Origin of the sequence: Natronoglycomyces albus (genome assembly GCF_016925535.1) — a bacterium.
Lineage (GTDB): Bacteria > Actinomycetota > Actinomycetes > Mycobacteriales > Micromonosporaceae > Natronoglycomyces > Natronoglycomyces albus.
Genome location: NZ_CP070496.1, coordinates 211,554 through 234,876, shown reverse-complemented (window position 1 = coordinate 234,876; position 23,323 = coordinate 211,554). Strand labels below are relative to the sequence as shown.

The 23,323-nt window shown below is 63.0% G+C and carries 20 protein-coding genes and 1 riboswitch; of the genes, 11 read left to right on the top strand and 9 right to left on the bottom strand.

What is annotated here, in order from left to right:
* Positions 1-44: 44 nt before the first annotated feature.
* Positions 45-1,745, top strand: a complete 1,701-nt coding sequence (locus JQS30_RS00995; protein WP_213171557.1) for a beta-N-acetylhexosaminidase — start codon at positions 45-47, stop codon at positions 1,743-1,745.
* Positions 1,746-2,172: 427 nt separating this feature from the next.
* On the opposite strand, the gene JQS30_RS00990 is transcribed toward JQS30_RS00995, so the two are convergent.
* The gene (locus tag JQS30_RS00990) at positions 2,173-3,093 is read right to left on the bottom strand and encodes a C40 family peptidase (RefSeq protein ID WP_246498122.1); all 921 of its coding nucleotides are present in this window, start codon (positions 3,091-3,093) and stop codon (positions 2,173-2,175) included.
* Positions 3,094-3,112: 19 nt separating this feature from the next.
* A riboswitch (cyclic di-AMP (ydaO/yuaA leader) is annotated at positions 3,113-3,335 on the bottom strand.
* A gap of 213 nt (positions 3,336-3,548) precedes the next feature.
* On the opposite strand from JQS30_RS00990, the gene JQS30_RS00985 reads away from it, so the two are divergent.
* Genes JQS30_RS00985 through JQS30_RS00975 form a run of 3 tightly spaced genes read left to right on the top strand, consistent with a single transcriptional unit; the run spans position 3,549 to position 4,318 of the window.
* Complete coding sequence (locus tag JQS30_RS00985; protein WP_213171555.1) at positions 3,549-3,839, top strand: metal-sensitive transcriptional regulator; 291 nt, start codon at positions 3,549-3,551, stop codon at positions 3,837-3,839.
* Positions 3,840-3,888: 49 nt separating this feature from the next.
* Positions 3,889-4,098, top strand: coding sequence for a heavy-metal-associated domain-containing protein (locus tag JQS30_RS00980; RefSeq protein ID WP_213171554.1), 210 nt, complete (start codon positions 3,889-3,891; stop codon positions 4,096-4,098).
* Between the two features lie 19 nt (positions 4,099-4,117).
* On the top strand, positions 4,118-4,318 hold the full coding sequence (locus JQS30_RS00975; protein WP_213171553.1) for a hypothetical protein: 201 nt from the start codon (positions 4,118-4,120) through the stop codon (positions 4,316-4,318).
* A gap of 520 nt (positions 4,319-4,838) precedes the next feature.
* Here JQS30_RS00975 and JQS30_RS00970 read toward each other — a convergent pair.
* Positions 4,839-5,762: a glycoside hydrolase family protein gene (locus tag JQS30_RS00970; protein ID WP_213171552.1), complete on the bottom strand. Its 924-nt coding sequence runs from the start codon at positions 5,760-5,762 to the stop codon at positions 4,839-4,841.
* A 364-nt stretch (positions 5,763-6,126) separates the two neighbouring features.
* Here JQS30_RS00970 and JQS30_RS00965 point away from each other — a divergent pair, with 364 nt between their 5' ends.
* From JQS30_RS00965 to JQS30_RS00955, 3 genes are all read left to right on the top strand, one after another.
* The gene (locus JQS30_RS00965) at positions 6,127-6,882 is read left to right on the top strand and encodes a LamB/YcsF family protein (RefSeq protein WP_213171551.1); all 756 of its coding nucleotides are present in this window, start codon (positions 6,127-6,129) and stop codon (positions 6,880-6,882) included.
* Between the two features lie 66 nt (positions 6,883-6,948).
* Positions 6,949-7,632: a 5-oxoprolinase subunit PxpB gene (gene pxpB, locus JQS30_RS00960; protein ID WP_213171550.1), complete on the top strand. Its 684-nt coding sequence runs from the start codon at positions 6,949-6,951 to the stop codon at positions 7,630-7,632.
* Positions 7,629-8,567, top strand: coding sequence for a 5-oxoprolinase subunit C family protein (locus tag JQS30_RS00955; protein ID WP_213171549.1), 939 nt, complete (start codon positions 7,629-7,631; stop codon positions 8,565-8,567). Before pxpB ends, JQS30_RS00955 begins: the two co-directional genes overlap by 4 nt.
* 5 nt (positions 8,568-8,572) lie before the next feature.
* Here JQS30_RS00955 and JQS30_RS00950 read toward each other — a convergent pair whose 3' ends face one another.
* A complete protein-coding gene (locus JQS30_RS00950) occupies positions 8,573-10,684 on the bottom strand; it encodes a bifunctional copper resistance protein CopD/cytochrome c oxidase assembly protein (protein WP_213171548.1) in 2,112 nt (703 codons plus the stop codon).
* A gap of 595 nt (positions 10,685-11,279) precedes the next feature.
* On the opposite strand from JQS30_RS00950, the gene JQS30_RS00945 reads away from it, so the two are divergent.
* The gene (locus tag JQS30_RS00945; protein WP_281398513.1) at positions 11,280-12,419 is read left to right on the top strand and encodes a DUF5925 domain-containing protein; all 1,140 of its coding nucleotides are present in this window, start codon (positions 11,280-11,282) and stop codon (positions 12,417-12,419) included.
* 188 nt (positions 12,420-12,607) lie between these two features.
* Here JQS30_RS00945 and JQS30_RS00940 read toward each other — a convergent pair whose 3' ends face one another.
* The 5 genes from JQS30_RS00940 to JQS30_RS00920 all read right to left on the bottom strand — a co-directional run bounded on the left by JQS30_RS00940 (position 12,608) and on the right by JQS30_RS00920 (position 16,843).
* Positions 12,608-13,441 (bottom strand): hypothetical protein, encoded by an 834-nt coding sequence (locus tag JQS30_RS00940; protein WP_213171546.1) that lies wholly within the window; start codon positions 13,439-13,441, stop codon positions 12,608-12,610.
* A gap of 141 nt (positions 13,442-13,582) precedes the next feature.
* Positions 13,583-14,551, bottom strand: coding sequence for a hypothetical protein (locus tag JQS30_RS00935; RefSeq protein ID WP_213171545.1), 969 nt, complete (start codon positions 14,549-14,551; stop codon positions 13,583-13,585).
* Positions 14,552-14,738: 187 nt separating this feature from the next.
* Positions 14,739-15,344 carry a TetR/AcrR family transcriptional regulator gene (locus tag JQS30_RS00930; protein ID WP_213172907.1) on the bottom strand — a complete coding sequence of 202 codons (606 nt, stop codon included), beginning with the start codon at positions 15,342-15,344 and terminating at the stop codon, positions 14,739-14,741.
* 34 nt (positions 15,345-15,378) lie between these two features.
* Positions 15,379-16,116 carry an ABC transporter permease gene (locus JQS30_RS00925; protein ID WP_213171544.1) on the bottom strand — a complete coding sequence of 246 codons (738 nt, stop codon included), beginning with the start codon at positions 16,114-16,116 and terminating at the stop codon, positions 15,379-15,381.
* Position 16,117: 1 nt separating this feature from the next.
* Positions 16,118-16,843, bottom strand: a complete 726-nt coding sequence (locus JQS30_RS00920; RefSeq protein WP_213171543.1) for an ABC transporter ATP-binding protein — start codon at positions 16,841-16,843, stop codon at positions 16,118-16,120.
* A gap of 209 nt (positions 16,844-17,052) precedes the next feature.
* On the opposite strand from JQS30_RS00920, the gene JQS30_RS00915 reads away from it, so the two are divergent.
* On the top strand, positions 17,053-18,222 hold the full coding sequence (locus JQS30_RS00915) for a DNA glycosylase AlkZ-like family protein (RefSeq protein ID WP_213171542.1): 1,170 nt from the start codon (positions 17,053-17,055) through the stop codon (positions 18,220-18,222).
* A gap of 73 nt (positions 18,223-18,295) precedes the next feature.
* Here JQS30_RS00915 and JQS30_RS00910 read toward each other — a convergent pair whose 3' ends face one another.
* A complete protein-coding gene (locus tag JQS30_RS00910; RefSeq protein WP_213172906.1) occupies positions 18,296-19,825 on the bottom strand; it encodes a helix-turn-helix domain-containing protein in 1,530 nt (509 codons plus the stop codon).
* Positions 19,826-20,109: 284 nt separating this feature from the next.
* Between JQS30_RS00910 and aceA the strand changes: the two genes are divergently transcribed.
* The gene (gene aceA / locus JQS30_RS00905) at positions 20,110-21,423 is read left to right on the top strand and encodes an isocitrate lyase (protein ID WP_213171541.1); all 1,314 of its coding nucleotides are present in this window, start codon (positions 20,110-20,112) and stop codon (positions 21,421-21,423) included.
* Positions 21,424-21,660: 237 nt separating this feature from the next.
* On the top strand, positions 21,661-23,298 hold the full coding sequence (aceB, locus tag JQS30_RS00900) for a malate synthase A (protein WP_213171540.1): 1,638 nt from the start codon (positions 21,661-21,663) through the stop codon (positions 23,296-23,298).
* The last annotated feature ends 25 nt before the right edge of the window (positions 23,299-23,323 follow it).

Sequence of the window (23,323 nt, the reverse complement as noted above, 5' to 3'; positions counted from 1 at the left end):
CAGCCGCCGCCGCTGCGGATGCGACCACTCCCAGGAGCAAAAACGTGCCAGCCACCCACAGTGCTTCGCCGGATCGACCGGTCAGCCTCATTCCCCAGCCTCAGTCGTTCACCCCACAACCAGGCACCTTTGTCCTCAACCCCGACACCACCATTGTCGCGACGACACCCGCGGTCACCCACCTCGCTTGGCTCCTGCACGACCAGCTGCGGCGCGGAACCGGCCTCCGCCTCGATGTCCGCATCGAGAATGACACGGCCAGCCACATTGCCACGAACGCGATCGTGCTACGCCTCGAAGACTCGAACCCTGAGGTCTCGACCAGCCTCAACAGCGCCGAATCCCAAGACGCCGCGACCGAATCCTACCGGCTGAGGGTCACCGAAAACCTAGCCGAACTCTCCGCTGCCCACCCCGCCGGACTAGCACGCGCCCTAGCCACTCTGCGCCAGCTCCTTCCAGCCCACACATTGCGCAATGCCCCGACCCACGATGGGGACGTGACCATCGGTTGTGCCGAGATTGTCGACCAGCCCCGCCTGCGCTGGCGGGGTTTCATGATGGACGTGGCGCGACATTTCCATCCCAAGGAATTCGTCATGCGCATGATTGACATCGCTTGGCTGCACCGCTTTAACGTCCTGCATCTTCATCTGACCGATGACCAGGGCTGGCGTATTGAAATTCCTTCGCGTCCCAAACTGACCGAGGTGTCCTCATGGCGCACAGAGACCGTGCAATCGCACGCGCTCACGCCCGAGGGTTACGACGGCACCCCGCATGGCGGCTACTTCACCCTAAGCGATCTGCGCGAAATCGTCGCCTTTGCGAAGGAACGGCACGTTTCAGTCGTGCCCGAGGTGAACATGCCCGGCCACTCCCGGGCCGTACTCGCCGCGTATCCCGAATTGGGAACTGATGAAGGGCCGCTGCCGGTACTCACCACCTTCGGCACCTCCGAGGAGGTGCTAGAACCCAAGCCAGAGGTGATCGAGTTCTTCGGCGAGGTCTTCGACACCTTGAAAGACATCTTCGTGGCGCCCTATGTCCACATCGGCGGCGACGAGGTGCCCACCACTCAGTGGGAAAGCAGCCCGCTGGCCCAACAGCTCATGCGCCAAGAGGGCATCAACAACGCCCGCTACGTGCAGACGTGGTTCACGCGGCAGCTCACCGAACACTTGAGCAAGCGCGGGCGTATAGCCGTCGGCTGGGACGAGGTCCTCGCCGGTGGCGCCCCCGAGGACACGGTGGTGACGGTCTGGCGCAACGCCGAATACGTGACGAAGGCAGCCGAATCAGGCCATCGGGTCATCGTCGCCACGGAGCACTACCTCTACCTTGACCACTATGAGAGCGACCAACCAGAAGAGCCGCTGCGCATCCACGGCAACACTCCCTTGGAAAAGCTCAGCGACTATGATCCCGTGCCGCTGGGAGTCGACCCGGACTTGATCCTGGGGACCCAGTGTCAAATGTGGTCGGAGTACCTCAAGACCGGCCGTGACGTGGAGTACTCAGTGTTCCCGCGCCTGTGCGCGGTGGCGGACGTGGCTTGGTCGCACATGGACGCCCGGAAGGAAAACCCGATTCTGGAGCGGGTGGAATCGCACCTGGAACGCCTGGACGCCCTGGGCGTCAACTACCGGCCGCTGGAGGGCCCGCACCCGTGGCAACAGGGTGGAACGGGCCTGAAATCGCGACGCAGCATTGATTTTAAGGCCCACGGAGCCGACGACCTCTAGCCAGTTCACAACCAGTCCCAGGGAACACTTCGCGGCAAAGGCCCCGCACCGGCAAAGGCCCCGGCGGGTCCAGGCAAACCAGGTGGGTCAGCACCTGTGGGTCAGCATAGGCCTGCCTGGACCCGGCCGGGGGGCTGGTGGGTCACACGTCTTCTCCAACGCGGAGCGCCGCGGAGAAGTTACGCTATGACCTGCATTGTCACTAGAAAGTGTTGCACGATCGCAGAGGGCTTCGCCGAGGTTTCGGCCAACGGTGATCCGGTGAGGCTTCAGCGTGTCAGAGGGTCCGTGTCGTGAACACGGACCTTTTCTCATCGGCACATGCTGGCGCTTCCCTCACCGAGGCGTCCTCGCGATAACGACAGGGGCGGCTCTGGTCGACCCCGAAGGGTCGGTAGTGGCGACCTCTACGAGAGGCGGCGACGTGCTAGGGGCGTCCGTATCCGGCAATGCTCATGATGTTGATGCTGGCCACCTTGACCACGTCTCCGGTGCGTGGAGCGTGCACGATCTTGCCGTCACCAACGTACATGGCGTTGTGTCCCATGCCCTCGTAAAAGACGATGTCGCCCGGTCGCAATTGGTCTCGGCTGACCTTGGAGACCTGATTCCACTGCATCTGCACGTTGTGCGGCAGGTTGACACCCGCCTGCGCCCACGAGGCTTTCATGAGGCCAGAACAGTCGAAGCCGTTCGGTCCGGCCGAACCGTACTGGTAGGGCTTGCCGAGCTGGTCGTAAGCGAACTGCACCACCACCGAGGCGTCACCTGAGGCAGGCGGGGCGTCATAGCTGGGCTCTTCGACAGGGGTGATGCGGGAGCGCAGATCTTCGAGTTCGGCAATCTCCGCCTCGATCTCCTCACGCTGTTCTTCCAGCTCGTTGACGATTTCGTCTTGCTGTTCTAGCAGTAGCTCGGCCTCTTCGAGCCGCTCTTCCAGCTCGTTGACGGCATCCATGTGATGACGTAGCTCGTCGCCTTGCAGTTCGGTAATGCTCTGCAAGTAGCCCAAACGGTCGGCAAAAGTTTCGGGGTCCCCACCCAAGACGGAATTGATCATGGCGAATTCGCCCCCGGTGTATACCGTGGAGACGATCTGGGCGACCGAGTCGTAGCTCTCCTCGACCACCGCTTGCAGCTCAGGCAGTTCTTCCTGCAGCTCTTCGTATGTCTCTTCGGCGGCCTTGAGCTCTTCCTGGCTGGCGTTGAAGTCATCGATGACTTTGGCAAGCTCGCTTTCGCGCTCTTGCAAGTCGGCCTGGACTTCCTCCAGGCTGGGGTCAGCCGCGGCCTGACCGGCAGGCAACAGAGCCATACCGCAGGCGAGTGCGACTACGGCGTACCGCATCTTCACTAGCTAGTGCGCTCCTTCTTCCGATATGCCGCCGACCGGGTTAGCTGACGGGTTCGGGCGGGAAGAAGTGTCTCGTCGCCCTACCTGTGATGTTGACCGCAATACGCCACCTTGACTTAGGTGCGATCGCGTCGCAGAAGTGTGCCGCGCTCATATGCAAGCGCCATCTCAGGATTCACCCCGGTAGATTGGGTCCCCGGTCCACCGTAGTTTGGAAGCCTCGGCGGTTAAGCGGTGTCGCGCGGCCGATCACGGGGGTGTGCTCGGATTCCTCCGCTGCGACTTGATTTACGTTAGATGTTGGATTGCACAATGGCAAGGCTAGAACGGAAAATCCACGAGGGTTTTTCGTGACTTGGCAGATACCGCTACAGGTGGCGTTCTCGCACCTACGAGGGGTTGCCGTTATACCCTAGAGGGGTATATAGTTACAGGCGGAGGTTCGCACGATGGCGCAATACTGGTACTCGACCGACAAGAAGGCCTTGCAAACGCGGCTGCGTCGCGTCGAAGGTCAGATTCGCGGGCTGCAACGCATGGTGGACGAGGACGTCTACTGCATCGACATCCTCACGCAGATTTCAGCCTCCAACAAAGCGCTCCAGGCAGTGGCCGTGGAGCTATTGGAAGGCCACCTCGGCCACTGTGTCGCGCATGCCCAAGCTGAGGGCACCGAAGAAGAGGCCGCGGCCAAGGTGAAGGAAGCCACCGCCGCTGTCTCTCGCCTGTTGCGTTCCTGACCCATAGAACCCGCACACCAGCTCACTTTCGGCAAGGAGACACACTTACATGGAAACCACCTACCGCATCACTGGTATGACCTGTGGACACTGCGAAGGCGCCGTCAAGGAAGAGCTTTCGGCCCTACCTGAGGTCAAGGACGTGAAGGTTTCGGCCGCCGAGGGAACCGCCGTGGTCACCTCAGAGGCGGCACTTGACGACGCGGCTATCCGGGCGGCGGTCGACGAGGCCGGCTACGAGGTCGTCACGAGCGACTAGATCGCGGTATTATTCGGCCATGGCAATCCACGACAACCTCGCCGGAAAACCAGCTGCGAGCGACGCGGATCGACCGGTCGACCTCTCCGGAGACGATCTCCTACCCGAACAAACGCTTGAGGACACTGACGCCGGTTGGGGTGAGGCGCCCCAACCGCGCAAGGGCGGCCTATCGCAGCGCGACCTCGAACTCATGGAAGAGCGCCCACCTCACTGGTAGGGCGCATGGATGTGCCCCTAAATGGGCACAAAGCCGTAGTCGACCGGAGCACCCCGTCCAGGTTTCAGCGCGCGAACCGGACGCGGTGTGCGCAATTGAGCTCTCGACGATGTCGGATACCCCCAAAGCGCTGAAAGCCGCCCGCGCCCACCGCGAAAGCTCCTCGACATCACCGGCTCTCAGTAACGCGCGCCCGCTGTACTGGCGACATCTGTCAGCCAGGAAACTCAATTCGCTCAATCAAGGCAGCTACCTGGCCCTTCACTTCGTCGCGGGCGATGAGGACAAGGGCGGTGGGACAGTCCAGAGGCAAAGAGATCCGAGGAGAACGCCGAAAGTGCCGTTTGCATAACCCTCTACCGGGCTGCGCAAGCGGGCTCTGTGTTCGGTGCGCACCGAACAACGCGCAGGCCTGGCGATGACCCAAAAAGAACTGTGAACGCTTGGGGCGGACCTCTGGTTGGAGGTCCGCCCCAAGCGTTAAGTCAGTAGCGCTAAAAGTGGGTTCTAAGGCCCGCCATCAGGCGCTCTTTCCTCCCCGCACAACCGGAGTGTTGGCGGCGGTGAGCATGTACTTAAACGGTGCGTCACGGTCGCAGCGCAGCCAACCATCACGCACGAAGACCCGCGCGACCTGGATGACCGAACGGATGCCACCACCAGGTTGGGTGAAGTAGTACAGGAAACCGGAATCCGGCCCCTGCGGCAGCACCATCGCGCCGTGCCCGAGAGCTTCGTCAAACGAACGCCGCCCCGGAGTCGACAACAGCGGCATGGGCTGCTGGTGCCACTCGGTGAGGTCGGTGGAACGGTAGACCAACTGGCCGGAGGGAGAGTCGGTCAACATCCAGTAGGTGCCGCGCAGTGAGAAGACATTCGGGGCCGACTGCACGCGCCCGCTGATGACCACTCCGGTGCACTTCCAGTCATACAGATCCGGCGAGTCGGCCGCGTAAATGGCGCCAGCCTCGTTGCGGTACCACAAGCGCCACGTGCCATCGGGCAGCTTCGCGACCGTGGCGTCGGTGCAGCGTTCCTGCCCGAAGTCCATGACCGACTGGAAGGTCCACTCCTCCAAGTCGACCGACGTGAAGTGCAGCAGCTGCGCCGGCGAGTTCCAGTCGGAGGGACAGCCCTCGACATAGGAGACGTACATGTGCCAACGTCCACCCTCGAAGATGACCTCCGGGGCCCAGAACGTGTTACGTCCTTCCCCGTAGTCCAAACTCACCGTTCCCTTGAATTGCCAGTCGGCTCCGTCGAGACTGACTGCCAAGGCCACATCGGTTCCATGCGCCCATTCAGCGCCCTTGGCGGGGCGGTTGGCGCGTCGTTGGGTGTAGTACATGAACCAGCGGCCGGTCTCCGCGTTCTTGACGACCGTCGGATCGGCCGGTCCATCGAACGTAGGGTCGCGGTACAAAGGTGCCGGTGGGGTCGCCATTGATCCTCCCGGGATGCTGTGCTTCGAAGCGTGAGTCACGCCGCCCCCATCGAGCGACGCCCCCCTCCGGCGAGGTGCTCGACACAGCACCTCGAATTTCGGCCCGAGGCCGAAAGCCTCGCCGTGATGCCTGATCGGAGGGGAGTGGTTGCACTGGCGTTGGCAACCACTTGCGGAAAGAATCGTATCCAACGAAACGACGTTCGACACTTCGGCGAGATTAACTGTGAGTGACATCCAATTTCGCTTCAGTGAGGTCAAGGCATGGCTTGGGGCGCAATGCGATGCGTTGGACCCCGGCCGCAGACGGGCACGAAACGGAAAGCAGCTTCCACAAGGCGTGCCGGTTCGGTAACGTGATCCCATGGCGATAGATCTCAATGCTGACTTGGGCGAGGGCTTCGGCCGCTGGGAACTCACCGACGACCACGGCCTCCTCAAGTACATCACCAGCGCAAACGTCGCTTGCGGGTTTCACGCGGGGGACCCCTCCACCATGCGACGAGTGTGCGAGGAAGCTGTCGCCTCCGGCGTGCGCATTGGCGCCCAAGTGTCCTATCGGGACTTGGCGGGCTTCGGCCGCCGAGAGATGGACGTGCCTTCCGAGGAGTTGGCTGCCGAGATCGCCTACCAAATTGGCGCACTGCGCGTATTCGCGCAGTCGGCGGGCAGTGACGTTACCTATGTCAAACCTCACGGAGCGCTGTATCACCGTGTCATTCGAGACCCAGAGCAGGCGCGCGCCGTGGTGGAGGGAATCAAGCTGGCCGCGGGACCACGCGTAGTGCTGTGCCTGACCGGCGGCGAGCTCGACCAGTTGGCCCAGGAAGAGGGAATGACAACAGTCGGGGAAGGCTTCGCCGACCGCGCCTATGGACCCGACGGGTGGCTCGTGAGCCGCTCCGAACCGCACGCGGTGCATCACGACCCCCACGTAGTGGTCAGCCAGGCGTTGTCGATCGCGCAGCATCGCACCGTGGTGGCCACGAACGGGCGACCCGTCAACGTCAAAGCCCGGTCTCTGTGCCTGCATGGGGACTCACCTGGGGCGGTGGCCATGGCCGCCTCAGTGCGCCAAGCGCTCAAAGACCACGACATCGACGTAGAGGCCTTCACATGAGGGCCTGGCAATGACCTAGACGGGGCGGCCGGTTGGCTGACCCGCAATTGAACAGAGGAGATTGACGTGGACAATGACGACACGTTCCGGCCGCAGTTCACACCACTGCCTGCGGGGCCACGCGGACTCCTCATCGAATGCGGCACCGCGGAGGCTGCCTCCGCTTGCTACCAGCAAGTGCAACAGCACCGCCGCTCCGGGGCCTTGGATGTCACAGACGCGATCCCAGGGGCGACAACGGTGCTGCTCGACGGAGTTGAGGACACTGAGGCGCTAGCGGCCCGAATCCGGAACTGGGCCATCGAGCAGACCGCGCGCGAGGCGACCGGGCACGTGGAAATCCCCGTGTTGTACGACGGGCCAGACGTGGCCGACGTCGCGCACATGTGGGGCGTCTCCCCAGCTGAGGTTCCCGATCTGCACAGCCGCATCACCTACCGTTCGGCATTTTGTGGTTTCATGCCTGGCTTTGCCTATTTGGAAGGAGCTCCCAGCGAGCTGCACGTACCGCGACGTTCCAGCCCACGCACGCGGGTCCCCGCTGGCTCGGTGGCTTTGGCGGGCCCCTGGTGCGGTGTTTATCCACGCGAGACCCCTGGGGGCTGGCAGTTGATCGGCACCATGGTCGGTTCACGACCGCTCTTCGACCCCACCGCCGAGCCAGCCGCGCTACTGGCGCCGGGGACGACAGTACGTTTCATCCCGGCGGTGCCCACCCGCACCGCCAACGAGGAGGGGAATGGCCGATGAGTTCGATCGAGATCGTGAGAGCCGGGGCCCTGACAACCTGCCAGGATGCCGGGCGACCCGGTTGGGCGCACTTGGCGGTGCCACACTCGGGCGCGGCCGACAAGCCCGCGTGGAAGCAAGCCAACCAATTGGCGGGTAACCCGCCAGGGGCATGCGCGTTGGAGACGACATTGACCGGCTGCGCGTTTCGCACCTACCGAGACGTCACTGTCGTGGTCGGCGGGGCTCCATGTCCAGTGACAGTGGACGACGTGCCGGTGGCGTGGGGCCAGCCAGTGAAACTGCCCGCCAACTCAGTGTTGGAGGCTGGAGCGCCCACGGCAGGGGTACGCAGCTATATCGCGATTTCGGGCGGACTGTATCCGAAAGCCGTGCTGGGCAGCCATTCGACGTGTCTGCTGTCGGGTCTAGGCCCAGCTCCCCTACGCCAGGGCGACACGATTCCACTCGGCCCCGCCCCAGCGCGTCCGCCCTACGAGACGCAGTGGCCGACACCGTGGCCAGGGATGCCAGCGGAACTGGTGTTGCCGCTGCACTTGGGGCCCCGACACGACTGGTTTAGTCCCGATTCGGTCGCCGTGCTCTCCCGGGAGACCTGGGAGATTTCAGAGCATTCCAACCGGGTCGGCCTACGCCTGACCGGGCCAACCCTCCGCAGAGTCAATGAGGTCGAGCTACCCAGCGAGGGCATCGTCACCGGTGCGGTACAGGTGCCGCCCGATGGGCTGCCGATCGTGTTCGGTCCCGACCATCCGACCACCGGCGGCTACCCGGTCATTGGCGTGGTGGGTCACGAGGCGATGGCGCAGGCGGCGCAGGCGCGCGTGGGAACTCCCGTGCGATTTGTTCCCCTGCCCCCTCCGGCATGGAGCGAACAAGGGCGCTACGCTCCAGCTCGCCGAAGCGGCACGGACGAGGCCTGGGCCGACACCTAATCGATTTACTGACCGGCTTCGGCGCGCTTGCGGTCCTCCTCAGCCAAACGCGCCAGGTAGGCGTTGTAGACCTCGTGCGGGTCGTCCTCCGGCGAGTCCGACTCTTGGGCTCGCTGCGCGACGCGGTCGATGCGCCGCGCCTCACGCTCTTCGGACTTCGACCACTGCGCTACCAACGCGGCCAGCACAAACAACGACGGGACTTCCCCAAAGGCCCAGGCAATGCCGCCGCCGGTCTGCTGGTCGTCCAACAAGTCGGCGTTCCACTCCAACGCCAGCGCTGTGTACCAGGGTTCGGCGATGACGCTGGTGGTCATCATGAGGGTGAGCCCAAAGATGGCGTGGAAGACCAGCGAAATAAAGAAGATGAGGATTTTGGCTGGGTAGGACACGTCGCGCGGTTTCGGGTCAGGTCCGATGATGACCCAGAAGAACAGGCATCCGGCGGCGAGGAAGTGCAGCAGCATGAACGTGTGCCCGACGTGGGAGTCCATGGCCCATTCGAACATCGGGGTCAGGTACATGACGTAGAGGCTTGACATGTAGATCGCCAGCGCTACCAGTGGTTGTGAGATTGCCTTGACCCATTTGGAGTGCAGGATCGACAGTAGCCATTCGCGTGGGCCTCGGTCGACGTTGGGGCGCAGGGCTCGTAGTGCGAGGGTCGTGGGGGCGCCCAGGACGATCAGGATTGGTCCGGCCATGTTGAGGGCCATGTGTTGCACCATGTGGACGCTGAACATCGCCATGGCGTATTTGCCGATGCCCGAGGAGGTCGCGAACACGATGAGGGCCCATCCGGCTATCCATACCCATGTGCGCACGCCTGACCAGGTGTCGCCGCGTTTGCGTAGTCTGCGGACTCCTGCCAGGTAGGAGCCTACGGCGATGAGGGCGAGGAAGCAGAACATGATGTTGGGGTACCAGGTGGTGGCGACGGCCGACCAGCGGAACGGCTCGTCGAGGGAGTAGCCCAGCAGTGCTGTGGTGGCCTCGACGGTGCCGGTGTCGTCTCCGGGTGGTGGGGTGAGGGCGAGGGCGCTGGCGAGGCCGAAGGTGGCGGCCATGATGACCAGTTCTACCCCGGCTAGTCGGGCGAAGGCTCTGGGTTTGCCGGCCCGCAGTTGGGGAAGGGTGCGGCGTCGGTGCCACCATCCGAGGTAGCCGCATGCGGCCATGAGCACGATTTTGCCGGTGGCGATGGCGCCGTAGGAGGAGGTGAGGAGTGATTCCAGTGGTTCGCGGGCGATGAAGTTGATGATTCCGGAGACGGCGACGACGCTGAAGGCCAACAGGGCGAGGTGGCTGTAGCGGCGGGCGGCCAGGTGGAGCGGTATGGCTCGTTGGCGGCGTTGTTTGCCGGTGGTGGTTGGGGCTTTGCCGGTGGCGGCGCGGGCGAGGAAAAGGGCTAGCAGGCCGCCGGTCCATAGCACTGCGCCGATGACGTGCAGCAGCATCGAGTCGATGGCGATTTGGTGGTTGCCCGAGGAGGCCGAGTGTCCGGTGAACACTGGGGGCAGTGCGGCGGCGAGAGCGATGAGGGCGGTCCACACCGCGCCGGACACGCTCAAGGCGGTGGCGGCGAGAATTCCAGCCACAAGGGCGAGCGCGGCCGCCAAAAGGAGGGTTTGGCCCTGATCAGACTGGGTGGCGTATGACCATGCGCCTTCGGTGGTGACTTCGCCCAGGGGCCGGGCGAATGTGTCGGCGTAATCGACCGGCACCCGAATCAGTAGGATAATTCCCCACGCGATAGCTGCTGCGGCAGCCATCCGCATCCACTGCCATCCCTGCGCGGTGAGCCTGGTCGGGGCGTTTTCTCGACCGGAGATGAAGAACGCTGCGGCCATGCTGAGGCCGACCGCGGCGACGGCGGCGAGGTTTCCGGCCAGTTTTAGGAAGCCTGAGGTCCACGCCACGGTCGGGTCGGCGGTGGACAGGCCGGGAAGCTCCACGATGTCGACGGCTCCGCCCCATTGCAGGGCCACGGCGGTCGCGCAGGTGGCGGTGAATAGCGCGGTGAGGAGGACGACGAAACGCAGGCAGCCCGAAGCACCCTGGGGTGCTTCCGGTCGGGTGTCTGTCAGTGGTACTTGGTCGGTTGACGTGGTAGTCACATCTTCGATCCTTACTCAATGCCGCAGGTCACCTATGGTCGGGGGGTCCCTTTCGCGCCACAGGCGGCATTGAGCGAGTCGCACATTTCAGATGTGGCTTCGGGTCAGCGTGGGCCCGGGGGCCGCATCGCGTTAGATAGGGGCAGAGTTTCTCCACAAGCGCTTTGGCACGTGGTGCCGACGCGGTAAGGACGATGAGCCGGGTTCAGGTTGGCGCCGGTGGGACACCTGGCGGTGACGTAGGGTGCCTCTCAGGTGCGACCCGAATTCAGCTCTGTAGTGACGGGGTTTGCTGAGACACATGTGCAAGAGTGCGGGCTCAAAGCCACCGGAGGGCACATTTACGCTGGCAAAAGAGCCTGCACGAGCACAGAGAGTGCCTTTTGCATGAGCCTCACGATTGCCCCACATACCTAAGACGAACATTGTCGAGGCACGCCGGCTCGGGGGACGTGGCGAACGTGGACGCAGCACGGACGCCACGTGGTTGGCGTTGTACACCGCAGATTGGCACTCGGCGGAGACTCAGGGTCGCGAAAGCACCACCGGGTCTGTGCGCGCTTCGGCTAAAAACCTCAGGACATCCTGGAGTGCAATGGCTAGCATCGAGCAACGCTCACAGATAGAAACTTTCGTAGGAAAGAGTGGTTCTTCAACTTCTATGCATTTCACCATTGACAGCACGGATGACCCGTCCGGAGTGCTCAGTCTCCTCAGTCTCCAGGCTTACCTGGCCGGTGAGCAACCCAACTCGGTTTCGCGCTCGTTGGACTATATGAGCGAGCGGGCCGATTTGGTTCCTGCGGGCGGGGAAGTGCTGCGCACGTCGAACGGAATGACGTGGGCGCAAATGTCGCAAGGTGAGGACTGGACGCTGCGGGTGCAGCGTTTCCGGGGCGGGTCGGGCCAAATCCAAGTGACGGCGACGACGATGGAACGGGCCGAGGAGATCGCCGATCTGGTCGCGGACGCGGCCGGGACGGATAAGGAGGTCTCGGAGGACAACGTCGAGATGGGCTTTTGGTATCGCTCGGCGCGTGGACCGTTCCGCAACGGCCGTTCCATCGCGGCCCCAAAGTGGGACGATATTCGTGACAACTATGCGAGCGGGTCGGGTTCGGCCTTGAGTTCGCTCATGAAGACCACGGCCGAGGATGTCAACGGACGGTTGCTGCTCCTGCATGGGCCGCCTGGCACTGGAAAGACTACGGCGCTGCGGGCGCTGGCACGTGAGTGGCAGGAGTGGTGTCAGGTCGACACGGTGTTGGACCCTGAGGCGTTCTTTAACGATCCTTCGTACTTGATGGAGGTCGTGATCGGCAACGATATCGACTGCTTGTGCGGGGAGGAGCACGGACATCGGCGGTGGAGGCTGTTGATCGTGGAGGACTGTGACGAGCTGATCAGTGGGAAGGCCAAGGACGCGACGGGGCAGTCTTTGGCCCGCTTGCTGAATCTGACCGACGGGTTGTTGGGCCAGGGTCGGGAGATTCTGGTGGCGATCACGACCAATGAGCCACTGGATCGTCTGCACCCGGCCGTGATCCGACCGGGCCGGTGCCTGGCCCAAATTGAGGTCGGTGAGCTGTCTGGCGAGGAGTCCGCGGCGTGGCTGGGCGACGGTTCGTCGCCGTCCAAACCGATGACGTTGGCGGAGTTGTATGCGAAGCGGGGCGACTCGTCGCCAACCGTGGCGCAGATGCTGCCCCATCAGCCGGTGGGCCAGTATCTTTAGACGCTGCGGCCCGGCCGCTGGGGCATTTCGCCTCGGGGGCCGGGCCAGTTTGGTTCGCTGAGTCGGGTGGGACTCCACGCGGGGAGGCTAATGCAAAAGTGCGGATTCAAGGGCGCAGGAGTCGGAGTTTACGCACGTGAAAGAGCCAACGGGAACGCCGAAAATGCCTTTTGCGTAAGCCTCGGGGGCTAGTCGGCTCCGAGCACCTGCATCGAGTCCATGATCTCGTTGAGTTCGTCGGTGAGGTTCATGTCGCTGTAGTCCGATAGGCCAATGAGGCCCCGGAGTTTGCCCTCATGCTCGGTCAGCAGGACGCGAATATAGATGTCGGGCCCTTCGTCGTGGGTGATCACTTGGCTTATGTCATAGGCCTCGAGTGACCCCACAGTGGAGGGACCGGATTCCAGCTCACGGTCCACCACACCTGAGGGCACAAAGAAGATCCCGTTGTTGTGGATGGTCGCCTCGGTCTCGGATCTCAGGTCGGTTCCGGCCCCCGTTGGGCCCCATACTCCGTAGATGGCCGCAGAGTTGTTGGTGCCAGTGCCTCCGTCGACGATGTACAGCGAAGAGAACTCCTCGAGCAGGTCGTCACCGTCGTGGAATTCCCACCCGTCGCGCTCCACGTAAGTCAGGCCAGCTTCGACGTCCTCCAGGCGGGGAGAATCATCGAGATCCGCTTGGCCCTCCTCCTCGTGATCGGTCGCATCGTCGGCGACCACAGAGGAGTCCTCACCGTCTTGACCGAAGTACCACCACGCCCCGACCCCACCTCCACCGACGAGCAAGAGCAGCACCACGACCAAGACGACCGTCCCGCCTGATCCCTTCGGTTGCGGTGGAGGAGGACTGTATCCCGGCGGTGGATAGCCCGGTTGCTGATAACCGGGTTGCTGATAGCCCGGTTGGGGATAGCCCGGTTGCTGGTGACCAGCTTGGGGATAGCCGCCCGGCTGCGAGTGGCCCTGCTGCGGGTAGCCCGGCTGCTGCGGATGGGGCTGGTGCGGATTCGAGTACGCCATTGCGACCCTCCTGCTCGTCCTGGGCCCGACCCGATTCCACTGCTCGAGGTCAACCCTGATCACTCATCGGTATGTGAGGCTAGAGTAATCAGTCGATGCCACAGGGCCGCTGTGCCACAGGTTCAGGGGGTCTGGCCCCTGTCAGTCGTGGTCAATGACTTCCATGGAGTCCATGATCTCGTTGAGCTGACCGGTGACCTCATCGTTGCCGTCGTCCGAAAACCCGATCAGGGCCGCGAGACGGCCCTGGTTTTCGACCACGAACACCCGCACATACATCTGTGGTTCATTGGGATCATTGATGAGAATGCGCGAATCATGAGCCGGGATGTCGCTGACCATGGTCGACTCCGAGGACAGCTCCTCAACCGATTCGATATTGGGGAAGAAGTAGTAGGCGTTGTTGAGGACCATATCCTCCGCGCGTTGGGCCAAGGCCAGCTCGTTTGTCGGCTCGCCCCAGGCTCCATAGATGACGCCGACGTCTTCGTTTGTGCCGTCCCCGTTGATCATGTATTCAGAGGAGAACTCGTCGATCAGCTCTTCGCTGCCGGTAAACGTCCAACCCTCGCGCATCTCATAGGAAAGACCCGCTTCGGTGTCTTCGATGCGAGCCTCTTCCTCCTCGGGTTCATCGGCCTGGTCGTCCTCTTGGCCGGTGATCGTCGGTAGGACCGCACTGTCGCCGTCATGGCGCTCGCTGAAGTACCACCACGCGCCTACCGCACCACCGATCAAGAGCAAGACCAGCATGATCACGACCGCGATGGTCGCGACCGAACCTGACCTTTGCTGTTGCTGTTGCGAGGCATGGCCCTGATAGCCGTATTGATATCCGGGCTCTTGGTATTCGGGGCGCTGATACCCCTGCTGGTAGGCGGGGGCCTGGTATGCCTGCTGCGGACCCTGTCCATAGTCGGGTTGCTGGTATCCAGGCGACTGGTAGCCCGGCGGCGGTGGACCCGGCGGAGGCTGGGGTGGGCTAGGTGGATGGAGGTTTGGCTGGGTAGGGCCCGCAGCTGGCGGCTCAGACGGCGGCGAAGGTTGGCCGGGCCATGGGGGTTGGTCTGGCTGCTGAGGTTGCGACGGATTTTGGTTGGGGTCTGACATGGGCCACCCTTCGGCCGCGGTCGCTGCGACAGGGTCCGCTCTAGGCGAATCTGCCGGAAATGGTCACCCTTCAGCGTATCCAAGCCCCCGACCGCCCGCTGCGAAAACGGCCACCCCAAGCCCACTGGCGGCTGATTCGAAAGGCTTTAGCGACCGGAAGCGGCGTCGGGGTGCCGTGCCACAGCGCTCATTCATTCACAACTGCGGACAAATCCATCGTCAAATACCGCTGAACCGTTGGTGCGTAAATCGTTACCAAAGCCGCGACCGACAGTGACGCCAATGGCTGCAAACGCAAGATGTAGCGCGTCATGGCCAGTCCAAACAATTGCGAGGCCACCAGATTCGCCCGCATGTCAATGTGGTCGACCGTCTGCCCCAAAACCCCATTGAGGACATCCATGATGCGCGATTCGAACACCTTGCGCACCAAGTTCGCCGACTGTTCCTCACCGTGCGCGGCCCGAAATAGAGCCACCAGCCGCTCTGCGGCCGGGGAATCCCACATCGTCACAAACATGTGGATCAGCCGCTCCCCCAGCCCTTCCACTCCCGGCTGGGCCACCGTGCGTACCTTCACCGCCGGGTCAAAGGGCAGATCGACCGCCGCCAAGAACAAGTCGTTTTTCGAACCAAAGTAATGGTGGACCAACGCCGGGTCGACGTTTGCCTCAGCGGCGATGCGGCGGACGGAGGCCCGGTCGAAACCGAGCGTGGCGAAGAGTTCCCGCGCCGAGACAAGGATTTCTTCGCGAGTATCGGGCTTACCGGGCCTGCGTCCGCTGCGTTTCATGTCGGAATCCACGATTCAGAAGCGTACCTATGGATTAGGCCGTTCGTCTGCGCAGTGTCAATGCCCCCGCGATCACGGCCACGATCGCGGCACCGCCGACGATGCCCAAAGAGAACCACAGCGTTCCCGTGGCCTCGGCGTTGACCTGCACCTCGCCCAGCGCTTCGATGGCATAGGTGAGCGGCAAGAGGTCCGATACCGCTTGGAGCCAACCGGCCATTTCCTCGCGCGGCCAGATCAGGCCGCACAAGAGCAATTGCGGAACCACGACCACCGGCATGAACTGTACGGCTTGGAACTCGCTGCGCGCGAAGGCCGACACCAGCAGCCCCAACGCCATTCCCAGTAGGGCGGTCACGACAGCGATGAGAACCACCAGGCCCACGGAGCCGACTGTTTCCAACCCCAGAAACCAATAGGCGACCGCGGCGGCAATCGACGATTGCGCGGCGGCGGCCAGCCCGAAGGCGATGGCATAACCGGCGATGAGGTCGAATTTGCCACAGGGGGTGGTCATGAGCCGCTCCAGCGTGCCGCCAGTGCGCTCACGCAGCATGGTCACGCTGGTAACCAAGAACATCAGCACGAAGGGGAACACGCCCAGCATGATGAGCCCGACTCGATTGAACACTTCTGGCGAGGACTCAAAGATGAAGTACATCAATGTCATGAGCAGGGCTGGCACGGCCAGCATCATGCCGATGGTGCGGCGATCGGATTTAATCTGGCGCAGCACGCGGGCCGCGCATACGAGGGTGTGCCGGAGGTTCATCTCAGGCCTCCTTTTCGGTCGCACGTTGGCGGACCAGGAACAAGAATGCCTGGTCCATGGTGGCCTCTCCGGTGGTTTCTAGGAGCCGCTGAGGCGTGTCATCGGCGAGGAACCGCCCTTGCCGCAGCAACAACAGCCGGTCGCAGCGTTCGGCTTCGTCCATGACATGGCTGGAAATCACCAGCGTCTTACCGGAGGCGGCCAGCGCCCGGAATTGGTCCCACAGTTCTTCTCTCAAGACCGGGTCGAGGCCTACTGTCGGCTCGTCGAGGACGAGCATTTCCGGGTTGGTGACGAGGGCGCAGGCCAGGGAGGTGCGGGTTTTTTGTCCTCCGGAGAGGTTGGCGGCCAGTTGTTTCGCGTGGTCGGTCATTCCCACCTCGGTGATGGCACGGTCGGCGTCGTGGGTGTTCGCCCCGTAGAGGGCGGCGAAGTAGCGCACGTTGGCTTCGACGGTGAGGTCGGGATAGATCGCGGCGTGTTGGGTGACGTAGCCGACGCGGCGGCGCACCTCGGTGCTGCCTGCGGGGAGGCCGAAGACGCTGACGGAGCCTGAGCGGATTTTTTGTACTCCGACGATGGCGCGAATCAGCGTGGTTTTGCCCGAGCCGGAGGGCCCGAGTAGGCCGGTTATGGATCCGGTGTTGATGTGGGTGTTGAGTGCGCGGAGGACTGGGCGGCCTCCGCGGTCGACGTTGAGGTGGTTGATGGTGGCGGCGGGTGTCATGACCCTCTCCTTAATTCAGCATCTGATGAATTCAATGTAGCACAGTTATTCATCGGGTGATGAAATAATCGTTTCCGCGCGTCTTGCTCCCTTCACCAGCAGCGATACCCCTTGCGCTCCGAAATTGGTCCTAAATTCGAACTGGCCGCACCATCGCGTCATACCCGCGCGTTACCGTGAAAAACCCACTCCGGCCGAAGGAACACTCCATGCTTGATCACCTGTCTGTCGACGAAGCCCGGCGAATCGCCGCCCACGCGCAGCTACAGTCCGTCCGTGTGCCCGACAGCAGCGACCGCCCCACCGATCAGGCCGACGCTGGCGGGCAGATCGACGCCTATCGGCACTTGCTCAGCCAACTGGGCTGCATCCAGCTGGACACGATTTCCTCGGTCCGTCGTGCTCACGAACTGACGATGCTGGCCCGTGGTGCCACTGTCGAGGCGGCCACCACGTGTCTCGAAGAGCGCGAGGAGGCCGCCTCGTTCGAGTTCATGGCCCACGCGATGTCACTGGTCCCCGTCGAGCTATGGCCGTATTTCGCCTCCCGCCGCGCCCTATACCGCCTGCCAGACAAAGGACCCTCCGACCCGAACCCAAAGGCGCTCGCCGAAGCTCGAGCGGTTTTGCGGGATCGGGGTTTCACCACCGTCTCCGACTTCCCCTCCGCGCCAGTCCGCCTGGCTGAGGAGACCGGATGGGGCTCGCCTTCGGAGCACAAGCGGGCACTGGAATGGATGTTGTGGACAGGTGAGGCGGTCTGTGCTGACCGGGCCGGTTTCAAGCGGGTCTATCGGCTGGCCGAGGACACGATTCCATCTGCGCACCAATGGGATGCGGAGGCCGACGAATGCAGTCGGGTCCTCCTCCTGCGTGCCATCAAGGCCCTGGGCGTGGCTACCACCGCTGACCTGGCCGACTACTTTCGGATGCGCGTCGCCCCAGCTAGACAAGCCATCGCCCAGCTGGCGCTTCCACAGGTCGCGATCGAAGGATGGGGCCCAGAAGTGTGGATTGACCCGGACCTGACGGACGTGCCGACCGTCGATGAGGATCACGCGGTCGCGGTGTCATTGTTCGACCCGCTGGTGTGGTACCGCGAACGACTACGGCGCCTACATGGCCATGACTGGAAAATCGAAATCTATGTGCCACAAGCTAAGCGGACATTTGGCTACTATTGCCTGCCGATCTATGTCGGGGCGCGGGTTCCCGGCCGCGTGGCACTGCGGCGGGTGAAAGATGAGTTGGTGGTCGAGGCGGCCGAATGGAACTCAGCGATCGCCGACGAGGAACATTTGCGCGCTGCCGTGGACGACGTGGCCAAGTGGGTCGGCCGCACGCCCCGCTGGGACGCCAGCATCACCCGGCTGACCTAGGCAGGTCGTTTCAGGTTCGCCTTGCGGCTGGGCAGGCGGGCGGTGGCTTGCGGGCATGCATGCGCCGCAGGTCTCAGCCCGCCGAACCCTGCCGATGCCCGCGACGCCCCGGCTGACTCTTGGGCGAATGCGCCTCCAGGAACCTGTACACCTCAGTTTCGTCCACGCCCGGGAACGAACCCGGAGGCATGGCCGCCAGCTGCGAGGAGGTCGCCCGCCCGCTGGGCCAGGCGTGACCGGCCCAGGCGGCGGCCAGATCCGGCGGCGGCCGTCGACAACAGTCGGGGTCCGGACACCGCGACACCGAACGCTCAGTGGTCTCCTTGCCTCGGAACCACTTGGCCGACTCATAGGGGACCCCGATGCTCAACGAAAATTCCCCATCAGGGCCTCGCTCGGTGCGCGCCGTGCACCAGTACGTACCCGCCTGCGTGTCGGTGTACTGGTTATAGGCGCTGAATTTATCCGGAACGTCGAAGACCTCGCGACTGGTCCAGAACCGGCACACCGGCTGCCCCTCGATAGCGCCAGTGGGGTCTTGCGGAAACGTCACCCCGTCGTTCTCGTAGGCCTTGAAGATGATCCCCGACTTGTGAACCTTCTGAAAGTGCGTGCGAATCCCGAGGTGATGCGTGGCCAAGTTGGTAAAGCGATGGGCGGCCGTTTCGTAAGAAACGGCAAAATTATCGCGCAAATCCTCCACCGCGATTTGCTTGGCGTCCATCGCTCGCCGCAAGAACTTGACCGCGCTGGACTCTGGCACCAGAAGCGCCGCCGCCAGATAGTTGGTCGCCACCCGCTGCCCCAGAAACTCCAGGTAGGTCGAGGGCACCTCTAGCTCCAACACCTGACTGGCGATGGCCTGCAACAACACCGTGCGTGGATCGTGCGAACTGGCCTTGTTCTGCGTCAAGTAGATCCGCCGATTCCGCAGGTCGGTCACCGACCGCGTCGAGTGCGGCAAGTCGTTGACATGATGCAGAGTAAAGCCCAGATACGAGGCCAAGTGCGAAATCATGTGCTGCGACAGCGGCCCCGAACGGTACTCCACCGCGGTCAACAGCCGATGTGCCTCCTTTTCGATCGACTCGAAATAATTGTCCTTGTCGCGCATACGCCGCCGTAGCTCCGTGTTCGCCCGGCGCGCCTCTTCGGGGGTGGCCGCGTGCAAATTGACCTGCCTGTCGACCTCATGATGAAGACCGATCAGCGCTTCTAGCACCTCGGTAGGCAACCGCGAGGAGACCCGCACGGTTGGCAGCCCCAACGATTGATACTGAGCCGAGCGCTGGGCCCGCTCCAGCTCTATCTCCAGCGCCACCCGCCGGCTGGGAGGCTCCGTTCCCAAGAGTTCATCGGTGGAAACACCCAGTTCATGGGCCAATGCACGCAGCATCGACAGCTTGGGCTCCCGCTTGCCGTTCTCTATCAGCGACAGTTGCGAGGCGGCAGTCCCGACCGCCTCCCCCAAGGAGTCCAGCGTCAGAGATTGCTGTTTGCGCAAAAAACGGATTCTTTTCCCCAACGCGATGAGGTCGATGGCCTCATCCTGTTCGGAACTCAACTGGGCCGCCTCAGCCGCTCCCCACGGACTGTGAGCCATGTTATGGCCATTTTCCTGCGATGATGCCAGTTTCTTACCTCGCGCAGCTGCAGGATCAGGCCGCGCAGCGCCGCTTTCAGGGCTCAGATCAGTCAGTGGGTTCTTTTTCATTTTTTTACTGTAAGCGAAGAACTGCCGAACTTTCCAGTAACTTATGCTGATTTCTGCTTGTCAGGAGAGAAACATTGAAGGCAGGAGGCAGCGACCTAACGACAAGACGTCTCCACGGCACACATACCGGCCACCGCGCCAGCGACCGGCCCGGCGACTCACAGGAGATCGAGATGACCGACCACACCTTTAGCCACGATGACAAGCAACTCACCGCCGAGCAGTTGAGCCTCGAATGGGCCGCGAACCCGCGCTGGGAAAACGTCACCCGTGACTACCAGCCGCAGGACGTCATCAAACTGCGCGGACGAGTGCAAGAGGAACGCACCCTCGCCAAGCGCGGCGCCGAGAAACTGTGGAAGCAGCTGACCGAAGAAGCCCCCAACGGCGGCTACACCAACGCCTTGGGCGCCCTGACCGGAAACCAAGCTGTCCAGCAGGTCAAAGCTGGCCTACGCGCCATCTATCTGTCGGGCTGGCAGGTGGCCGCCGACGCCAACATCTCCGGCCAGACCTACCCGGACCAGTCGCTGTACCCGGCCAACTCGGTCCCGCAGGTCGTGCGCCGCATCAACAACGCCCTCCTGCGCGCCGACCAGATTGAATTCGCCGAAGGTATCCAGTCGGTCCAGGACTGGTTGGTGCCGATCGTCGCCGACGCCGAAGCCGGATTCGGCGGCCCGCTCAACGCCTTCGAGCTCATGAAAGGCATGATCGACGCCGGAGCCGCCGGAGTCCACTGGGAAGACCAGCTCTCCAGCGAAAAGAAGTGCGGCCACCTGGGTGGCAAGGTGCTCATCCCCACCAGCCAGCACGTTCGCACGCTCAACGCCGCCCGTCTGGCCGCCGACGTCGCCGGGACGCCGACCCTCATCGTCGCCCGCACCGACGCCGAAGCCGCCACGCTGATCACCTCGGACATCGACGAACGCGACGCCAAGTTCCTCACCGGCGAACGCACCGCCGAGGGCTTCTACCGGGTCAACAACGGCATCGAGCCATGTATCGACCGCGCGAAATCCTACGCGCCATACGCCGACCTGATCTGGATGGAAACCGGCACCCCCGACCTGGAGGTCGCGCGCCGTTTCGCCGAAGCGGTGAAGGCCGAATATCCCGACCAAATGTTGGCCTACAACTGCTCGCCATCGTTCAACTGGAAGCGTCACCTCGACGACGCGACCATCGCAAAGTTCCAGCGCGAGCTAGGCGCGATGGGCTTCACCTTCCAGTTCATCACCCTGGCGGGCTTCCACGCCCTGAACTACTCCATGTTCGACCTCGCCCACAAGTACGCGAAGGAAGGCATGACGGCCTATGTGGACCTGCAAGAACGCGAGTTCGCGGCCGAATCGCGCGGCTACACCGCTACCAAACACCAGCGGGAAGTCGGCACCGGTTACTTCGACGAAGTGGCCACCGCGTTGAACCCGACGGGCTCCACCCTGGCCCTAGCGGGCTCGACCGAGGCAGGTCAGTTCCACTAAAGCGCCTCCGGCCAGCGCGGTAACCCAGTTCCAAGGGCGGCTAGTGAACCGTATAGCCGACCGGGCGGCCCTAAGCGCGGTTGCGGCAAATGGTTCCGTTGAGGGCAATCCTGTTGGACCCTGATATGGGACTCGCACAACTGACCACACGCACGCACCGGTGGCATTGACGATGCTGTCAATGCCACCGCGAAACTTCCGTCGATTTCCACCTACGACGCCTCCGAGGAGGTAGCCATGAGCCTGTTCGCCGAGACCACTCCGGCCGTGACCGTGAGCGGCCCGACCATTGACCGCCAAGACGAAGTTCTCACCCCTGAGGCCCTGGAGTTTCTGGGCAAGCTGCACCACGCTTTCGTGGGACGCCGCCAGGAACTGTTGCAGGCGCGCCAAATTCGTCGCAACCAGATTTCGAACGGCGCTGACCCGCAGTTCTTGGCCGAAACCGCGGGGGTGCGGGAGGATCCGTCGTGGCGGGTGGCTCCGCTGGCGCCGGGTCTGGAGGACCGCCGGGTCGAGATTACGGGCCCGTGTGAGAAGAAGATGACCATCAACGCCCTTAATTCGGGGGCGAAGTGTTGGCTGGCGGATATGGAGGATTCCTCTACTCCTAGCTGGCACAACGTCATCAACGCGCAGTTGAACTTGACCGATGCGCTCCTTCGGCGCATTGACTTCACCTCTGAGCAGGGCAAGTCGTATGCGTTGAACGGTGACAAGCTCACTGATCTGCCGACGATCATTGTTCGTCCGCGGGGCTGGCACTTGGCCGAGCGGCATCTGCGCGTGGAGGGGGTGCCGGTCTCGGGTGGCCTGGTGGATTTCGGGCTGTATTTCTTCCACAACGCGCAGCGCCTGATCGATCAGGGGCGGGGGCCGTACTTCTACCTGCCGAAGCTGGAGTCGCACCTGGAGGCGCGACTGTGGAATGACGTGTTCGTCCTGGCCCAGGAATTGCTGGGCATTCCACAGGGCACCATCCGGGCTACGGTGCTCATCGAAACGATCACGGCCGCGTTTGAGATGGAGGAGATTCTCTACGAGCTGCGCGACCACAGCGCGGGGCTGAATGCCGGCCGCTGGGACTACATCTTCTCGGTGATCAAGAACTTCCGCAATCGTGGCAGCCGTTTCGTGCTTCCTGACCGGCATTTGGTCACGATGACCTCGCCGTTTATGCGCGCCTACACCGAACAGTTGGTGCGGGCCTGCCATCGGCGCGGGGCCTCGGCCATTGGTGGGATGGCGGCGAACATTCCCAACCGCCGTGACGAGGAGGCCAACGCGACGGCCATGGCGAAGGTCCGGGCCGACAAGACTCGGGAGGCCTACGACGGTTTCGACGGCAGCTGGGTGGCGCACCCGGACCTGGTCGGTATTGCCATGGAGGTCTTCGATGGGGTCTTGGGCGATAAGCCCAACCAGATCGATCACTTGCGTGAAGACGTGGTGCCCGACGGCAAGGCGTTGCTCGACATCGAGTCGACCTCCGGTTTCATCACCGAGAAGGGCATCCGCGCCAATCTGGAAGTCGGGGTGCGCTATATCGAGTCGTGGCTGCGCGGTAACGGCGCGGCGGCGATCAACAACTTGATGGAGGACGCGGCTACGGCCGAAATCTCGCGGTCGCAGATCTGGCAGTGGATTCACGCCGGGTCTAAGACCGACGATGGGCGTACGGTGACCCGCGAATGGGTTACACAGCTCATGGCCGAGGAGTTCGCCAAGATGGAGCGTTTCGAGGGTGACCGTTTCGATGAGGCGCATGAGATCTTCACCGAATGCGCTTTGGGCGAGGACTATCCGACATTCCTGACCTTGCCCGCCTACGCGCAGTATTTGTGCGCCCCGCAGCGCGAACCGGCTACAGCCTGATCGCGCGCCTAGACCAGCTGGCCTG